The following is a 14,902-nucleotide window of genomic DNA, read 5'->3' on the forward strand; positions in this document are numbered from 1 at the left end:
GATGCATGAAAAAAAGACTGCCAAGCTGGCAGTCTTTCTTGTTTAAATATCTTGTTCTGTGTCGATTTTAGCCGGCTTTTTCAGCTCACGACCTTTCCATATCAGCCAAATTTGTGCCGCAATGTAAAGGGATGAATACACCCCTGTTAATAGGCCGACAAGTAAGGCGATGGAGAAGTTTGTAATAGATGCTGAACCGAAAATGAGAAGTGCAATCACCACTACAAGTACGGTAAGCACAGTGTTCACAGAACGCGTAAAGGTTTGCTGTAAACTTAAATTCACAATGTACGATAAATCTTCGATCGTTTTCGGTTTGCGTTTCTTCATTTGCTCACGCACCCTGTCGAAGGTGACAATCGTGTCATTGATTGAGTACCCGATGACCGTGAGTATCGCTGCAATGAAGGTGACATCCACCTCTAAACGCGTAATACTAAAGAAGGCAACGATAAAGAATGCATCGTAAAGCAGAGAGACAATGGCTGCAATCGCCATTTTATACTCAAATCGGACGGATACATATAAGATAATCCCGATAGAAGCAATGATGACAGCGTATAATGCGTTACGCGCAAGCTCTTTTCCAACCGTCGGAGACACTGTACTTACGTTAGGCTCCGTTCCATATTTATCTTTGAAGTAATCTTTCACTTCAGCGATTTTTTCTTTATTCGGAACACCGACAAATCGAGCTGCTGCTTGATTTTCTTTTTGACCCGATAACACAACACTGTCTGTCTCAAGGTCTAGCTTTTTAAAATCTTGCTCCACCTGTTCTGTTGACAGTTTATGGTCACTTTGAATATCAACTCTAGTACCACTTGCAAAGTCAATACCTGCATTGAGCTTGAAGATCGACAGCACAATGATTCCAGCAATGGTAATGGCTGCTGAGAAAATCATAAAGCCTTTACGTTTGCTGACGAAATCCCATTTATCAAATGGTGTTTTCGGTTCAGTATTTTCAGTTGTTTCATGAATATCAATAATGTCTTTCTGACGAACCCCAAACCAACCTTTTCTGCGGTCGAGATAACGGCTTTCTACAAGTAATCCAAGAAGGAATCTTGATAGGAAGACAGCCGTGATAAAGCTTGTCAAAATCGATAGGATAAGCATAGTTGCAAATCCTTTGACAGAGCTTGTTCCAAAGAAGAACAGAACCCCTCCGGCAATGATACTTGTTAAGTTTGCATCAAAGATCGTGGCAAATGATCTGCGGTTACCCGATCTGAAAGCAGAACGGACAGATTTACCGAGCTTGAGCTCTTCTTTAATCCGCTCATACGTAATAATGTTGGCATCGACAGCCATCCCTACCCCAAGAATCAATGCAGCGATTCCAGGCAGTGTCATGACCGCACCCATCCAGTCAAAGACTTGCAGCGTGATATAGATATAAGCTGACAGTGTAATGACAGCAACAAGACCTGGCAATCGGTAATAAAACAGCATGAATAAGAAGATAAATGCGATTCCTACAATTCCTGCGAAGACTGTTTCGTTTAGTGCTTGCTCACCAAACTGTGCACTTACAGATGTTGAATATTTTTCGGTTAATTTTACTGGCAATGCGCCGGCATTTAAAATGCTCGCAAGGTCTTTTGCCTCTTGAACCGTAAAGTTTCCTTCGATTTGTACGTCACTGCTGTTAATTTCTTGGTTTACATTCGGCGCAGATACATACTTATGATTTGATTTAGAGACTTCTTTTTTGAAGGAATCTCCCTTATGATAATCAAGCCAAATGACAAGCTGATTGTTTGGTGCCATCGCCGCTACTTTTTTTGTCACGTCACCAAACTTTTTCGCATCCTTTAGTTTGACTGTCACGATCGGCTCATTCGTTTGATTGAATGTTTGTTTTGCACCATTTTCAACAAGATCAGATCCGTTTAGGAGTTCTTTGTCATTCGTATCTCTGAAGGAAAGCTGTGCTTCAGTCGATAGAATCTCCCGTGCTCTGTTTTGATCTTTTACACCCGCAAGCTGTACGCGGATACGGTTGTTTCCTTCAATCGAAATGTTCGGCTCACTGACGCCAAGCACGTTGGCTCTTCGGTTTAAAGCCTCTACTGTACTGACGAGAACACCATTTGTGATCTTGTCTTCTTTTTTCACTGGGTGTACATCATACAGAACTTCAAATCCACCTTGTAAGTCCAGCCCTAGCGTCATATCTTTCGCAACGGGCTTCGTTAATAAGCCCACACCAGTTCCGATTAACAGAACCACTAAGAAAAACGCAAGTATGCGCCCTTTTTTCATTATGTATTTCCTCCTTAAACACCTGAATCCATTTAGATGGCTTATTTCAACAGTTCGTCCAGCATATTCTTGCCATCTTCACTGTCCAAAAAAGCAGACGTTTTAAACGACTGAACGGTTGCATAGTTCATAAATTCGCCAATTTTCACAGATAAAATATCTGCAACCATTTCATGAATCGGATACTCTTGTTTTTTCTTCCACTTCTTATTCTCTAAGTATGACCATAATTCCTCTAAATCTACATCTTTATAGCCCAAAACGATGAATTCTTCAAGCTTACTGAACAGAAAAGGCTTTAAATGGTCTTTGTATATAGCAGCCGGATGTTGTGTCAATGTGAGGCTCCCCCTTTTCAGTTTTTTATCGAGAGACTTGTCATGCTTGGACGATATACACGCATATCTTATTGTATATGATTCTATGTCGTTTGAGAAGGCAGGTGATCTGTGATTTGACGAAGCAAACGTTTTTAAAAGGGACGATTATTTTAATTTTAGCAGGTTTTATTACAAGAATATTGGGTTTTGTCAATCGAATTGTGATTGCAAGGTTCATTGGTGAAGAAGGCGTAGGGCTTTATATGATGGCAGCGCCTACCTTTTTTCTCGCCGTGACGCTGACACAATTCGGACTTCCTGTTGCGATTAGTAAGCTAGTCGCAGAAGCAGAAGCCCGTGGTGACAAACAGAAAACAAAACGCATTCTAGTGATGTCCCTTGCGATAACAGGAACACTCAGCCTGATTTTCACGCCGCTTTTTTTATGGTTTGCCCCTATTATGGCGGAAAATATGCTGACAGATCCTAGAACGGTCTATCCTCTGCTTGCCATTACACCAGTCGTACCCGTTATTGCGATCTCAAGTGTGTTAAGGGGCTATTTCCAAGGAAGACAGCAAATGAGCCCGCTTGCGATGTCGCAAGTACTAGAACAGGTCGCAAGAATTTCACTCGTAGCAGTATGTACAACAGCGTTCCTGCCTTATGGAATTGAATACGCAGCAGCAGGCGCCATGATTTCATCTGTCATTGGCGAAATGATTTCACTTGCTTACTTACTGATTGCCTTTCGTTATAAAAAGACCATCCGTATCCGAAAACGTTTTTTCAAGGCAATTCATGATGGGAAGGACACGTTTAAGCAACTCATGAGTATTGCCCTGCCAACGACAGGCAGCCGTTTCATCGGCAATATCTCTTGGTTTTTAGAACCGATTGTCGTCGCTCAAAGCCTTGCGATTGCCGGTTATGCAGCTGTGGAAGCAACAAGGCAGTACGGAGAATTGACAGGACTTGCGCTCACCCTTTTGACACTTCCTAGTTTTATCACGTATTCTCTCTCCACCGCACTAGTTCCAGCGATTAGTGAGGGGATGGAACAGAACAAACGCAAAACGGTCGAATACCGGCTCAAGCAGGCGATGCGCCTTTGTTTATTAAGCGGGGGCATTTCATGTATTATCCTTTTCGTGTATGCAGAAAATTTAACCCTCTTCATGTATGGTTCATCTCATGCCGCTGTCTATGTAAAATTCATGGCCCCCTTCTTTTTGCTCTATTACTTTCAAGGGCCGCTGCAGGCTGTCCTTCAAGCATTAAATTTAGCGGGGGCAGCGATGACCAACAGTTTGATAGGAGCTGTTGTGAAAACAGGTATGATCTTTGTTCTTGCTTCACAGCCAAGCTTTGGCATTATGGGCGCAGCGCTTGCGATACTCATCGGCATCGTTCTTGTCACGTTGCTCCATGCGGCAACTGTCGGTAAAGTACTGCCTATTCATTTACCATTAAAAGAATATGGACTTTGCGTCCTTGTGATCATCGGTACTGGGGCGGTCAGCTTATGGATGAAACATCAAGCGAGCGGACTCTTTTCCGCACCTTTAGAGCTTGTCATGATGATCTTTTTGACGTGCATGCTGTATGTCATTCTATTAATCTGTCTTGGGCTAGTGAAACGAGAAGAGCTACGCCGCATCCCGTTTATTGGGAAGCTGCTTTAGCTCATTCTTTCTTGATCACTTCATCTTTCAAATCAATATAAAAATCCTTCTGATTAAAGCTGCAGTAAGAGATTTGCTCGATGTCATGATAGCCTCTTTTGACAAGCTCCTTTATCAGCCACTGTTCATCATGGTTGATCTGCTTGAGATGATCATGCTGAACCACACCGTCTGCAATAAGCGGGAGCTCAAGCGCTGCATGTTTGCGCTTGTTTTCTTTTTCAACAACGGCGAGCTTTCCTGAAGGCTCTAAGATGGCATATGAGACATCCTGGATACTATCGATGTTATTTTCTCTTAATTGAATCAGCAAATCATCAAAATTGTATCGCTGTTTTCTCATCGCACCCTCGTCTATTTTTCCGTTGATGATGAGCAGGGCCGGTTTACCGTCGAGAAAACGCCGGACACCTTGGAATTTTAGTGACAAATAGGCAAGGGTGATTTGAATGAAGGTTAACAGCAAGATCGGCCATACTGTATGTAACATGTGATCCTCTACTTCTTCTATGGCGAGCACCGCAATTTCAGCGATCATCATAAAAATAACAAGATCTAAAATACTCAGTTCCCCAATCTCCCTTTTGCCCATTAAACGAAAAATAAACCAAATGAGAAAATATAAAATGATCGTTCTCATGGAGATAATTAAGATGTCCTGCATATGATGTAAACCCTCCTTCTCCACCATAGCTTGTGTCAAAACACTTTATTTATGTAGAAAAGAAAGTCTCGGCTTTTATCACGAGAACATGTCTATTTTTTCTTCTCCGTGAATACATTTTAGTAAAAGACAAGCTTCGGTCAATTGGAGAGGAGACGAATCACATGCAGGAAACGAAACAAATAGGAAAAGGCATTTTATCTGGCTTAATTGCTATTTTTGTCGTGATGATTGTCACAAGCTTACTTGTATCACTGATGCTTACCTTCACAAGTATGCAGGAATCATCGTTTAAATGGATGATCATGATCTTGTCCTTTGCGGCACTTTTTCTAGGAGGAATGATTTCTGGAGGGAAAGCAAAGGAACGGGGCTGGCTCATTGGCGCCATGACCTCTTTTATCTTTTCACTCACTGTTTTTTTATTTCAATATTTAGGGTTTGGAGAAACCTTTTCACCAGAACAATTCATCTATCATGCAGCCTTTTTGGGAATTTGTATGCTAGGGGGAATGATTGGCGTTAATCTTCGGGGCAAATAAAAAAAGAGCGAATGATATCGCTCTTTTTTTATCGCTATGTATTGGAGGATTAACCTTTGTCAGCTAATTCTCTAATAGCACGTCGGTCGAAAGTTAAACGGTTGTTTTCGCTTGTTTTGATGACCACTTTTGATTCATCAATGTAGTCGATTTCACCGTGTAAACCACCGATTGTGACGATTTTATCGCCTTTTGATAAAGATTGCTGCATCTGACGCACAGCTTTTTGTTGCTTTTGCTGTGGACGGATTAACAAGAAGTAAAGCACAGCAAACATGACAACAATCATAATGATTGAACCCATACCACCATCCATTCTATCTCACCCCTTTCTAAAGCATTGTAAAGCCTTTCGTTTATGCGTTAAAAGTTTTTCGCATTCGGTTTGTTAAAGCCATAACGCTCAAAAAACTCTTCTCTAAAATCACCTAAACGATCCTCACGGATAGCTTCTCTCACTTGCTCCATTAATTTTAACAGAAAATGAAGATTATGATAAGTTGTTAATCGAATTCCGAACGTCTCATTTGTACGGATTAAATGTCTAATATAAGCGCGTGTGTAGTTTTTGCACGTGTAGCAGTCACAGTTTTCATCGATTGGTCTGAAATCTCGCTCATATTTAGCATTTTTCACAACAAGGCGTCCTTCACTTGTCATCAGCGTACCGTTTCTTGCAATTCGCGTTGGCAGTACACAGTCAAACATATCGACACCGCGGATCGCACCGTCAATTAATGAATCTGGCGAGCCTACACCCATTAAGTACCTTGGCTTGTCTGCCGGTAAATATGGCGTTGTAAACTCCAGCACACGGTTCATCACATCTTTTGGTTCACCAACAGATAAACCTCCAATGGCGTAGCCTGGGAAATCAAGTGAAACAAGATCTTTTGCACTTTGTTTACGAAGCTCTTCGTATTCTCCGCCCTGCACAATGCCAAACAGCCCTTGATCGTCTGGACGCTGGTGCGCTGTTAAGCAGCGCTCTGCCCATCTGCTTGTCCGCTCTACAGAACGTTTCATATAATCGTACTCTGCTGGATACGGAGGGCATTCGTCAAATGCCATCATAATATCTGAGCCGAGCGCATTTTGAATCTCCATCGCTTTTTCAGGAGAAAGGAACAACTTATCTCCATTTAAGTGATTACGGAAGTGAACGCCTTCTTCTTCAATTTTTCTAAATTCACTCAAAGAAAACACCTGGAAACCGCCTGAATCTGTTAGAATCGCTCGATCCCAGTTCATAAATTTGTGCAGGCCGCCTGCTTCTTTGACAATATCATGCCCCGGGCGCAGCCATAAATGATACGTATTGCTTAAAATGATGCCTGCTTCCATTGCTTTTAACTCTTCAGGCGCCATTGTTTTGACTGTAGCCAGTGTACCAACTGGCATAAATACAGGTGTTTCAAAGGAGCCGTGCGGTGTATGAACGCGTCCAAGACGTGCACCTGTTTGTTTGCATGATTTAATGAACTCATAACGTATCGGTAATTGCGACAAAAATGAGCCCTCCTGTCTTTGTTGTATGATGTTATTGAATCAGCATGGCATCGCCAAAACTGAAGAATCGGTATTCCTCTTTTACAGCCTCATTGTACGCTTTTAGGACGTACTCTCGTCCAGCTAATGCACTGACAAGCATAATTAAAGACGATTTCGGCAAGTGGAAATTCGTGATCATGCCATCAATTGCCTTAAATGTATAGCCTGGGTAAATAAAAATCGACGTCCAGCCGCTTGACGCTTTGAATTCACCATCATAAGCACTTGCAATGGTTTCAAGCGTTCTTGTCGAAGTTGTTCCGACTGAAATAATCCGCCCGCCTTCTTTGCGCACGCGATTAAGCTCTTCTGCCGTTTCTTCATTCATTTCGTAAAACTCTGCGTGCATTTCATGTTCTTCAATGCGTTCAGCACTGACCGGTCGAAATGTGCCAAGCCCTACATGGAGCGTAATAAACGCAATATGCACTCCTTTTGCTTTCAGTGCATCCAGCAGTTCATTTGTAAAGTGAAGACCGGCAGTAGGCGCAGCAGCCGAACCAACCTCTTTGGAATAAACAGTTTGATAACGCTCACGATCGTCAAGCTGCTCTTTAATGTACGGAGGCAGCGGCATTTCACCTAAAGATTCAAGTACTTCATAAAAAATGCCTGTATACTGAAACTCAACTTTTCTTCCGCCATGTTCCAGTTCTTCTGTACATACCGCTTTTAATCGTCCATCACCAAATGTAATGACTGTTCCGTTTTTCACACGTTTTGCTGGTTTCACGAGCGTTTCCCATTTGTCTCCTTCTTCTTGTTTCAAAAGAAGCAGCTCCACTTTAGCACCCGTATCCTCTTTCGTTCCAAACAGACGTGCAGGCAATACACGTGTATTGTTTAAAACGAGACAATCACCCTTTTGAAAGTAATCTGTGATTTGCGAGAATGTATCATGTGTGATGTCACCTGTTTGTTTATTTAAGACCATCAGTCTTGATGCATCTCGTTTTTCAAGCGGGACTTGTGCAATCAATCTTTCTGGTAAATCAAAATCAAATAGTTCTAACTTCATTTCCTTCACCTATTCTGTAGTTAACGTTATTTCATCCGTCCGAAGACATTGAGTAAAATGGTTAGGACGATGCTAATGACAATGCATGTAATCACAGGAAAAAAGAACGTTACGTTCCCTTTTTTCACGAAAATATCGCCTGGAAGTTTCCCAACCAATTGAAACACTAAACCTGCGGCAAAAAGGACACCACCTAAAATCATCAACATTTTAGGGAATTCAGTCACGAATCGGAACCTCCATATGAAAATGTTCATACGCTTCTCTTGTGACGACCCGCCCTCTTGGCGTTCTTTGCAGAAAACCAATTTGCAGTAAATACGGTTCGTACACATCTTCAATCGTATGTGATTCTTCTCCAATTGTCGCTGAGATCGTATCAAGTCCAACAGGACCGCCTCTAAATTTTTCAATCATACTTAAAAGTAGCTTATGATCGATATGATCAAGTCCGAGTCTGTCAACTTGCAGACGCTCAAGAGCATCTTCTGCAATGTCTTGTGTGATCGCATGATTTCCTAGCACCTGCGCAAAATCTCTTACTCTTCTGAGCAGACGATTGGCGACCCTCGGTGTGCCTCTAGATCTTCTTGCAATCTCTTCAGCTGAACGAATGTCGATCCCAATCTCAAACAGCTCGGCTGTTCTTGCTACAATGTGAGCCAAATCTATTTGCTCATAGTATTCCAATCTTGCATGAACCCCAAACCTATCACGAAGCGGCGCTGTTAAAAGCCCAACACGGGTTGTAGCACCTACAAGCGTAAATGGCGGTAAATCAAGCCGCACAGAGCGTGCTGTATCTCCTTTTCCAATCACGATATCTAGACAAAAGTCCTCCATCGCTGGATATAGCACTTCCTCTATTGAACGCTGCAAGCGATGAATTTCATCAATAAACAGAACATCGCCAGGTTCAAGAGATGTTAAGATCGCCGCCAAGTCGCCAGGGCGTTCAATCGCTGGTCCAGACGTTGTACGCAGCTGAACATTCATTTCATTGGCAATGATCGACGCAAGCGTTGTTTTCCCAAGTCCCGGCGGTCCATATAAAAGAACGTGATCCAGCGTTTCCTGCCTCATTCGTGCAGCTTCAATAAATACGCTGAGATTATCCTTTACTTTCTGCTGGCCAATATATTGACTAAGCGTCTGTGGACGCAGACTTTGCTCAATGGCTGATTCATGGTTGTCTGCTTCAGTTGAGACGAGCCGTTCATCCATGAGACATCACCCTATTTCAACATTTTTTGTAAAGCTTTTTTCACATATTGATCGGTTGTAAGATTCTTCTCTTCTTTTAATAAAGGAAGAACCTTTTTGATTTCACGATCACCATACCCAAGGACACTTAAGGCTTCAACCGCTTCATCTAAAGCGCTTTGCTGCGTTTCAATCTGGATATGATCCTCGTGGTTAAATAAGTTTCCTATCATTTCAGGCACCACATCTGCGAGCTTCCCTTTCAGATCTAGAATGATCTGACGTGCTGTTTTTTTGCCAACACCCGGGAATTTAATGAGAAAAGCTTCATCCTCTCGTTCGATCGCTGAAATGACAGCGCCAGGGTCACCGGAAGCAAGAATCGCAAGCGCACCCTTCGGTCCAATCCCTGTGACATTTAACAGTTTTGTGAACAACGCTTTTTCTTCTCGTGTTTGAAATCCATATAACGAAAAAGCGTCTTCCTTTATGTAATGATACGTATAAATCGTTTCTTGTTTTGTTACTCGATAGATAAACGGATTTGGGGTATAGACTTGATATCCCACTCCGCCGTTTTCAATGACAACATATTGCGGACACACATAATCAATGGTCCCTTTTACAAACTCTATCACCGTTTTCACCTCTTTGACTGTTCTCCATTGTAACATAAATCGAAGAGAAAACCGTAATAAAAGTTAACATACGTTCGCTCAGCCTTTTTTCATCGTCAACCCATGAAAAAGAGCTTGCGGTCTTCACACCAGCAAGCTGTCATACGATTAAAACGATTGTTCATTTCGGTAAGGTTTCATGACTTCAAGCACATGCTCAAATTCATCTTTTGTTCGAAACGGAATGCCTTGTGCAAGCTGTTGCTCTACATGACTTTCCAAGCGGGACGTATCAATTTGAAAAAAGAGATGAATAGGCTCCGCCCACCCGTCAGGCCTTCCATGAAACGTAGAAATCACGCCGTCTTCTGATAATCCGATATATCCATTTGCTTTACTTAAAGGCGATATATCGTCAATTTGCTTTCTAAAAAGGGCAAAATCCTCTCGCTGTTCTACCAATGTCCAGCCCTTATACTGGGCCCAAAATGTGTCTTTGTCTTCTAATGATGCCCGCTGTCTTTCAATACTTACATCGCCGTCTAGATAGACCTTTTCAAGCTGAACGTTGATGGTTTTTGACTCTTTTTGCAAGTGTTCTGCTGCTTCCATATCAACAGCGAAAAAGAGTACACTTGTCATGATAAGTCCTGTAACGAAATACTTTATTTTCACTTTCACTATTTACACCTCTTTAGAACATAAGATCGATGCATGACATATGTAGTTTGACCCATTTTGCTCCACATTAACCAAATCGATGTCTTGACACATATTGAGCGTCTTTCGTTGTATCCTTCGTGCGTAAATGTTATGTTTTATACAATCCATTGCTCTACCGAATCACATGGTTTTTTCATCATTCGTTTTTCAGCCGCATAAACTGAAACCAAAGAAGGTGAAGTCAATGTCAGATGTCAAAAGATTAGCCGAATCGATTCAGTATCAAGAAGAAAAGCGTTTTAATAAGCTCGTCTTTAAACCGGCTGAGCTTGAGCTGTGCGGCAAAGGAAGAAGTGCCTATGTATTTTCATACAAAAAAGACGGCAAGAAAATGGCGTTAAAAGTCTTTTTTCCTTCTTATCGAAACATCGCCCGCAAAGAGGCTGCAATTTATGAAAAACTTTCCGGCTCCTCCTATTATCCTGAGATTTACGAGTCTGGGGATCAGTATATTTTAATGGAATATATTAAAGGTTATACTTTCTATGAATGCCTGACAAAAGGAATTCCGATCAAAAAACAAATGATTGAACAAGTAGATGATGCATTGGAAGAAGCACGCGCGAAAGGTTTAAATCCTTCTGATATTCATCTGCGAAATTTAATTTTAACAAAGGATGGCCGCGTCAGGGTCATTGACGTCGCCCGCTTCACGCAAACGAAAACATGTCATCAATGGGATGATTTAAAAGCTGCATACGCCTATTATCAAAAACCTTTTTTCCCTAAAAAAGCGCCGCGTCTGTGGCTTGAAGTGATTGCCTATTTGTATAAGAAAAACTGGCTGTCTCGAGGTCAGCTGAACAATCGAAATGATTTTACTGCATAATGAAAGCCGCTCTCTTTGAGCGGCTTTTCGTTTTATTCTGTTTCTACATGGATACTATTCACATTTAATAGGTTAATGATTTCATTATTCAGCTTAAACCAATGATTGGCTTCCTCAATTTTTTTATACACATCATAGGTAGCTGGACGTTTCAGCTCGAAATCGAGCACTTCCCCATTGTTCATATGAAATGTTACCTTAAATACTTTCATCATAAGATCACCTTCCACTCTGTCTTGTTCACTAACCGGATCGGTCAGCTCTTTTCATTCATTCTCTATTCAATCCGTTTCCCCTGCTTCTTTCCTTCTAAACACAAGAAGTTTAAATTTTGTTTAAATTCGCACAACATATCTATCTAGATACGCTTCAAAAGAAGTATATTGAATGAAAAGGAGGCTGTCTTTATGAAACAAAAGAAAAAACGAACATCTCCAGAAAGACAAACAGCTCTATTTCATTTAACAGATGCCCTCATCCCAAGTGTTGAAACGATGGCGATTGCAGTAAGAGCATTTTTGCACCTCGTGAGAAAAGCCATTTCAGCCGTTTTATAAAACCCCGCACTAGAGGAGTGCGAGGTTTTTTTTAGGATTGATAGATTTGACTGCCTTGATTGATAAACTCTTTTGCCTTCTTCTCCATCTCTCTTTTCACTTCTTCTGATTGGTTGCGGATGTCATGGGATATTTTCATACTGCAAAACTTTGGTCCACACATGGAACAGAAATGAGCGGTTTTAGCACCTTCAGCAGGCAATGTTTCATCATGGAATGCCAGCGCTCGTTCTGGGTCAAGTGACAGATGAAATTGATCCCGCCATCTGAATTCAAATCTCGCTTTTGATAAGGCATCATCACGCTTTTGAGCAGCAGGATGTCCTTTTGCTACATCAGCTGCATGTGCGGCGATTTTATAGGCGATGACACCTTCTCTTACATCTTCTTTGTTCGGTAGACCTAAATGCTCTTTTGGTGTCACATAGCACAGCATGGCTGTTCCGTACCAGCCGATCATCGCCGCACCGATCGCGGATGTAATATGATCATATCCCGGTGCAATATCTGTTGTTAGAGGGCCTAACGTATAAAAAGGTGCCTCTTTGCATATCTCCATCTGCTTATCGACATTCTCTTTGATTTTATCCATTGGAACATGACCAGGTCCTTCAATCATGACCTGTACATCATGATTCCAAGCGATCTCTGTCAATTCCCCTAACGTTTCCAGCTCTGCAAACTGTGCTTCGTCATTTGCGTCCGCAATGGATCCAGGTCTGAGCCCGTCCCCAAGCGAAAAGGCAATGTCATATGTTTTCATGATTTCACAAATTTCTTCAAAATGGGTATACAGAAAGTTCTCTTGATGATGAGCGAGACACCATCTTGCCATAATGGCTCCGCCTCTTGAAACAATTCCTGTGACCCGGTCAACTGTGAGCGGAATATACCTTAACAGGACGCCCGCATGAATGGTGAAGTAGTCAACCCCTTGCTCTGCCTGTTCAATTAATGTGTCTCGGTATACTTCCCACGTCAAATTTTCTGCGATTCCATTCACTTTTTCAAGTGCTTGATAAATCGGGACAGTTCCTACTGGGACTGGGCAATTGCGGATAATCCATTCTCTCGTTGTATGAATGTCCTTTCCTGTAGACAGGTCCATCATCGTATCTGCCCCCCATCTAATTGCCCATGTCATCTTCTCCACCTCTTCTTCGATGGACGACGTCACAGCTGAATTGCCAATATTCGCATTAATTTTCACGTGGAAATTCTTCCCGATGATCATCGGCTCACTTTCAGGATGGTTGATATTCGCTGGAATGACCGCTCTTCCACTAGCCACTTCCTCTCTAACAAACTCAGGACTTAGCTGTTCTCTCAAAGCGATAAACTCCATTTCAGGCGTAATGATCCCCTTTTTTGCATAATGCATTTGCGTCACACAAGCACCTTGTTTCCCGCGGAGCGGTATATGATGAAAATCTGTCTGGGCAGCTTGAAAGGATTCTTTCCCATTCAAGCGATATCCATTATCTTCTGGCTTTACTTGACGCCCTTCATAGCTTTCAGTATCTTCTCTTTCCTTAATCCATGCTGATCTCAGGCGCTTTAATCCCTTTGTGACATCAATATGAGCCTCCGCATCTGTATACGGTCCACTTGTATCGTACACACGAATCGGTTCATTTTCGATATCACCTGCTTGTGTCACTGTATTTGTGAGCACGATTTCTCTTTTTGGCACCAAAATGTCAGGTCTTGAGCCTTGTTCATATACCTTTCGACTGCCTTCAAAGTTTGATAATAAAGATTGCGTTGATGGAACATTTGTCTTTTCATTCATTTGCTGTTCTCTCCTTCTTTTCGTGTGACCGGTCAGGATGGAATCAGCACCAGCAAAAAACCAGATTCTATGTAAAGAACCTGGTTTCGTCGTCAGAAAAAAACATGTATGCCATTCATATGGCACATGTATCGTCTTCAACTTCCCCACGCTGGTACGAGCCAGATCAGGTCCAAAGGGTTAAGAAGCTTGTCTTCTCTCTCAGCCCGCATTTCCGGGCACCCCTAGTCACTTATATTGATTTCCACAACAGTGTAGCATAGCTGAGAAATGAAAAAAAGAAGTATTAGGAAAATAGTTCCTTTCCCCTACAATGAATACACGATCTTCACGATATACATCTTTCTATACACGATTTATCTCTCTCATTTCGATTAAATCAGAAATAATCATTGATCCTTTTCTCCTAATATGTATAATTAATCTAAACGGAGAATTTTTATACAAACATGATTCAAAGGAAGTTCTAGTCGATTGCAAACATTTCTTACATTTATCGTCGTTGGATTCTCAATTGCTCTACCTGTTGGAGCGATCACGGTTGAAATGACAAAGCAGGGATTAAAAAACGGATTCTTTCATGGATTAACTGTAGGCGCTGGTGGTATGACCATCGATATATTGCTCATCTTGGCTTTATATGCTGGATTTGCTCAATTTTTATCTTTGCCCTTTATCCAAATTCCGCTCTGGCTGATCGGTGCCATCTTTTTAATGATTCTTGCCTACGATTCGATTAAAAATGCGGATCAAGACATCCATTTAGCAGGAGAAAAAGTGAATAAATCATTCGCTAAAACATACCGAAATGGGCTGCTCGTCGCGGTATCACCTGGAAACCTTGTGTTCTGGGTATCTGTGTTTGGTGCTGTACTGGCAGATGCTTATACGAATACAAATTCATCTGAATTTATATTGGCTGCTGCGGGTATTTTGGCAGGGATTCTTCTTCATGACATCGGTCTTCTCACGATTGTTTCCCTAACAAGAAAAGTGATGAACCGAACAATGATTAAGTGGACTTCCATTATTGCCGGTCTTTTATTACTTGGATTTGGCTGTTATTTCTTTTATGAATTTTATATCGGGATCAAAGTTTATTTTTAAAGAAAGGCTAAAGTTCGTCATGA

At 41.7% G+C, this 14,902-nt stretch carries 17 protein-coding genes and 1 riboswitch; of the genes, 5 read left to right on the plus strand and 12 right to left on the minus strand.

The genetic code is table 11. The features are described from left to right. Positions 1-42 precede the first annotated feature (42 nt). Both secDF and ASG46_RS19660 read right to left on the minus strand, forming a co-directional pair. Positions 43-2,271: a protein translocase subunit SecDF gene (secDF, locus tag ASG46_RS19655; RefSeq protein WP_017358118.1), complete on the minus strand. Its 2,229-nt coding sequence runs from the start codon at positions 2,269-2,271 to the stop codon at positions 43-45. A 41-nt stretch (positions 2,272-2,312) separates the two neighbouring features. Further along, positions 2,313-2,609, minus strand: coding sequence for a post-transcriptional regulator (locus ASG46_RS19660; RefSeq protein ID WP_003216788.1), 297 nt, complete (start codon positions 2,607-2,609; stop codon positions 2,313-2,315). 116 nt (positions 2,610-2,725) lie between these two features. On the opposite strand from ASG46_RS19660, the gene spoVB reads away from it, so the two are divergent. Beyond that, positions 2,726-4,276, plus strand: coding sequence for a stage V sporulation protein B (gene spoVB, locus ASG46_RS19665; protein ID WP_056705836.1), 1,551 nt, complete (start codon positions 2,726-2,728; stop codon positions 4,274-4,276). Position 4,277: 1 nt separating this feature from the next. Here spoVB and ASG46_RS19670 read toward each other — a convergent pair whose 3' ends face one another. Further along, entirely contained in the window at positions 4,278-4,940 is a 663-nt protein-coding gene (locus ASG46_RS19670; RefSeq protein ID WP_056705838.1) for a DUF421 domain-containing protein, read from the minus strand. Between the two features lie 164 nt (positions 4,941-5,104). Between ASG46_RS19670 and ASG46_RS19675 the strand changes: the two genes are divergently transcribed. Beyond that, positions 5,105-5,482 (plus strand): TIGR04086 family membrane protein, encoded by a 378-nt coding sequence (locus ASG46_RS19675; RefSeq protein WP_007501492.1) that lies wholly within the window; start codon positions 5,105-5,107, stop codon positions 5,480-5,482. Positions 5,483-5,531: 49 nt separating this feature from the next. Here ASG46_RS19675 and yajC read toward each other — a convergent pair whose 3' ends face one another. From yajC to ASG46_RS19710, 7 genes are all read right to left on the minus strand, one after another. Next, entirely contained in the window at positions 5,532-5,798 is a 267-nt protein-coding gene (gene yajC / locus ASG46_RS19680; protein ID WP_003216659.1) for a preprotein translocase subunit YajC, read from the minus strand. Positions 5,799-5,845: 47 nt separating this feature from the next. Continuing rightward, positions 5,846-6,991, minus strand: coding sequence for a tRNA guanosine(34) transglycosylase Tgt (gene tgt / locus ASG46_RS19685; RefSeq protein WP_017367711.1), 1,146 nt, complete (start codon positions 6,989-6,991; stop codon positions 5,846-5,848). Positions 6,992-7,022: 31 nt separating this feature from the next. Continuing rightward, a complete protein-coding gene (gene queA / locus ASG46_RS19690) occupies positions 7,023-8,051 on the minus strand; it encodes a tRNA preQ1(34) S-adenosylmethionine ribosyltransferase-isomerase QueA (RefSeq protein WP_017367712.1) in 1,029 nt (342 codons plus the stop codon). A 26-nt stretch (positions 8,052-8,077) separates the two neighbouring features. Next, entirely contained in the window at positions 8,078-8,278 is a 201-nt protein-coding gene (locus tag ASG46_RS19695; RefSeq protein ID WP_008342752.1) for a DUF2905 domain-containing protein, read from the minus strand. Continuing rightward, positions 8,271-9,275, minus strand: coding sequence for a Holliday junction branch migration DNA helicase RuvB (gene ruvB, locus ASG46_RS19700; RefSeq protein ID WP_017367713.1), 1,005 nt, complete (start codon positions 9,273-9,275; stop codon positions 8,271-8,273). The genes ASG46_RS19695 and ruvB overlap by 8 nt, the downstream gene beginning before the upstream one ends. Positions 9,276-9,286: 11 nt before the next feature. Continuing rightward, positions 9,287-9,892, minus strand: coding sequence for a Holliday junction branch migration protein RuvA (gene ruvA, locus ASG46_RS19705; protein ID WP_017358123.1), 606 nt, complete (start codon positions 9,890-9,892; stop codon positions 9,287-9,289). A gap of 147 nt (positions 9,893-10,039) precedes the next feature. Then, entirely contained in the window at positions 10,040-10,552 is a 513-nt protein-coding gene (locus tag ASG46_RS19710; protein WP_008342756.1) for an intercompartmental signaling factor BofC, read from the minus strand. A gap of 226 nt (positions 10,553-10,778) precedes the next feature. On the opposite strand from ASG46_RS19710, the gene ASG46_RS19715 reads away from it, so the two are divergent. After that, complete coding sequence (locus tag ASG46_RS19715; RefSeq protein ID WP_017367714.1) at positions 10,779-11,423, plus strand: serine/threonine protein kinase; 645 nt, start codon at positions 10,779-10,781, stop codon at positions 11,421-11,423. Between the two features lie 32 nt (positions 11,424-11,455). On the opposite strand, the gene ASG46_RS19720 is transcribed toward ASG46_RS19715, so the two are convergent. Further along, on the minus strand, positions 11,456-11,638 hold the full coding sequence (locus tag ASG46_RS19720) for a hypothetical protein (RefSeq protein ID WP_008342761.1): 183 nt from the start codon (positions 11,636-11,638) through the stop codon (positions 11,456-11,458). A 192-nt stretch (positions 11,639-11,830) separates the two neighbouring features. On the opposite strand from ASG46_RS19720, the gene ASG46_RS21205 reads away from it, so the two are divergent. Further along, positions 11,831-11,980: a hypothetical protein gene (locus ASG46_RS21205; RefSeq protein ID WP_200939636.1), complete on the plus strand. Its 150-nt coding sequence runs from the start codon at positions 11,831-11,833 to the stop codon at positions 11,978-11,980. Positions 11,981-12,011: 31 nt separating this feature from the next. On the opposite strand, the gene thiC is transcribed toward ASG46_RS21205, so the two are convergent. Next, complete coding sequence (gene thiC, locus ASG46_RS19725; protein ID WP_056705840.1) at positions 12,012-13,772, minus strand: phosphomethylpyrimidine synthase ThiC; 1,761 nt, start codon at positions 13,770-13,772, stop codon at positions 12,012-12,014. Between the two features lie 126 nt (positions 13,773-13,898). Then, positions 13,899-14,008: riboswitch (TPP riboswitch) on the minus strand. 238 nt (positions 14,009-14,246) lie between these two features. Between thiC and ASG46_RS19730 the strand changes: the two genes are divergently transcribed. Continuing rightward, on the plus strand, positions 14,247-14,879 hold the full coding sequence (locus tag ASG46_RS19730) for a LysE family transporter (RefSeq protein WP_056705843.1): 633 nt from the start codon (positions 14,247-14,249) through the stop codon (positions 14,877-14,879). The last annotated feature ends 23 nt before the right edge of the window (positions 14,880-14,902 follow it).

It is taken from the genome of Bacillus sp. Leaf49, assembly GCF_001426125.1.
Lineage (GTDB): Bacteria > Bacillota > Bacilli > Bacillales > Bacillaceae > Bacillus > Bacillus altitudinis.

Bases quoted from the DNA above. Each gene is read 5' to 3' on its own strand.
- ASG46_RS19670 (WP_056705838.1), bottom strand. From the start codon at position 4,940: ATGCAGGACATCTTAATTATCTCCATGAGAACGATCATTTTATATTTT.
- secDF (WP_017358118.1), bottom strand. From the start codon at position 2,271: ATGAAAAAAGGGCGCATACTTGCGTTTTTCTTAGTGGTTCTGTTAATC.
- ASG46_RS19715 (WP_017367714.1), top strand. From the start codon at position 10,779: ATGTCAGATGTCAAAAGATTAGCCGAATCGATTCAGTATCAAGAAGAA.
- ASG46_RS19675 (WP_007501492.1), top strand. From the start codon at position 5,105: ATGCAGGAAACGAAACAAATAGGAAAAGGCATTTTATCTGGCTTAATT.
- ASG46_RS21205 (WP_200939636.1), top strand. From the start codon at position 11,831: ATGAAACAAAAGAAAAAACGAACATCTCCAGAAAGACAAACAGCTCTA.
- ASG46_RS19720 (WP_008342761.1), bottom strand. From the start codon at position 11,638: ATGATGAAAGTATTTAAGGTAACATTTCATATGAACAATGGGGAAGTG.
- ruvB (WP_017367713.1), bottom strand. From the start codon at position 9,275: ATGGATGAACGGCTCGTCTCAACTGAAGCAGACAACCATGAATCAGCC.
- thiC (WP_056705840.1), bottom strand. From the start codon at position 13,772: ATGAATGAAAAGACAAATGTTCCATCAACGCAATCTTTATTATCAAAC.
- queA (WP_017367712.1), bottom strand. From the start codon at position 8,051: ATGAAGTTAGAACTATTTGATTTTGATTTACCAGAAAGATTGATTGCA.
- yajC (WP_003216659.1), bottom strand. From the start codon at position 5,798: ATGGATGGTGGTATGGGTTCAATCATTATGATTGTTGTCATGTTTGCT.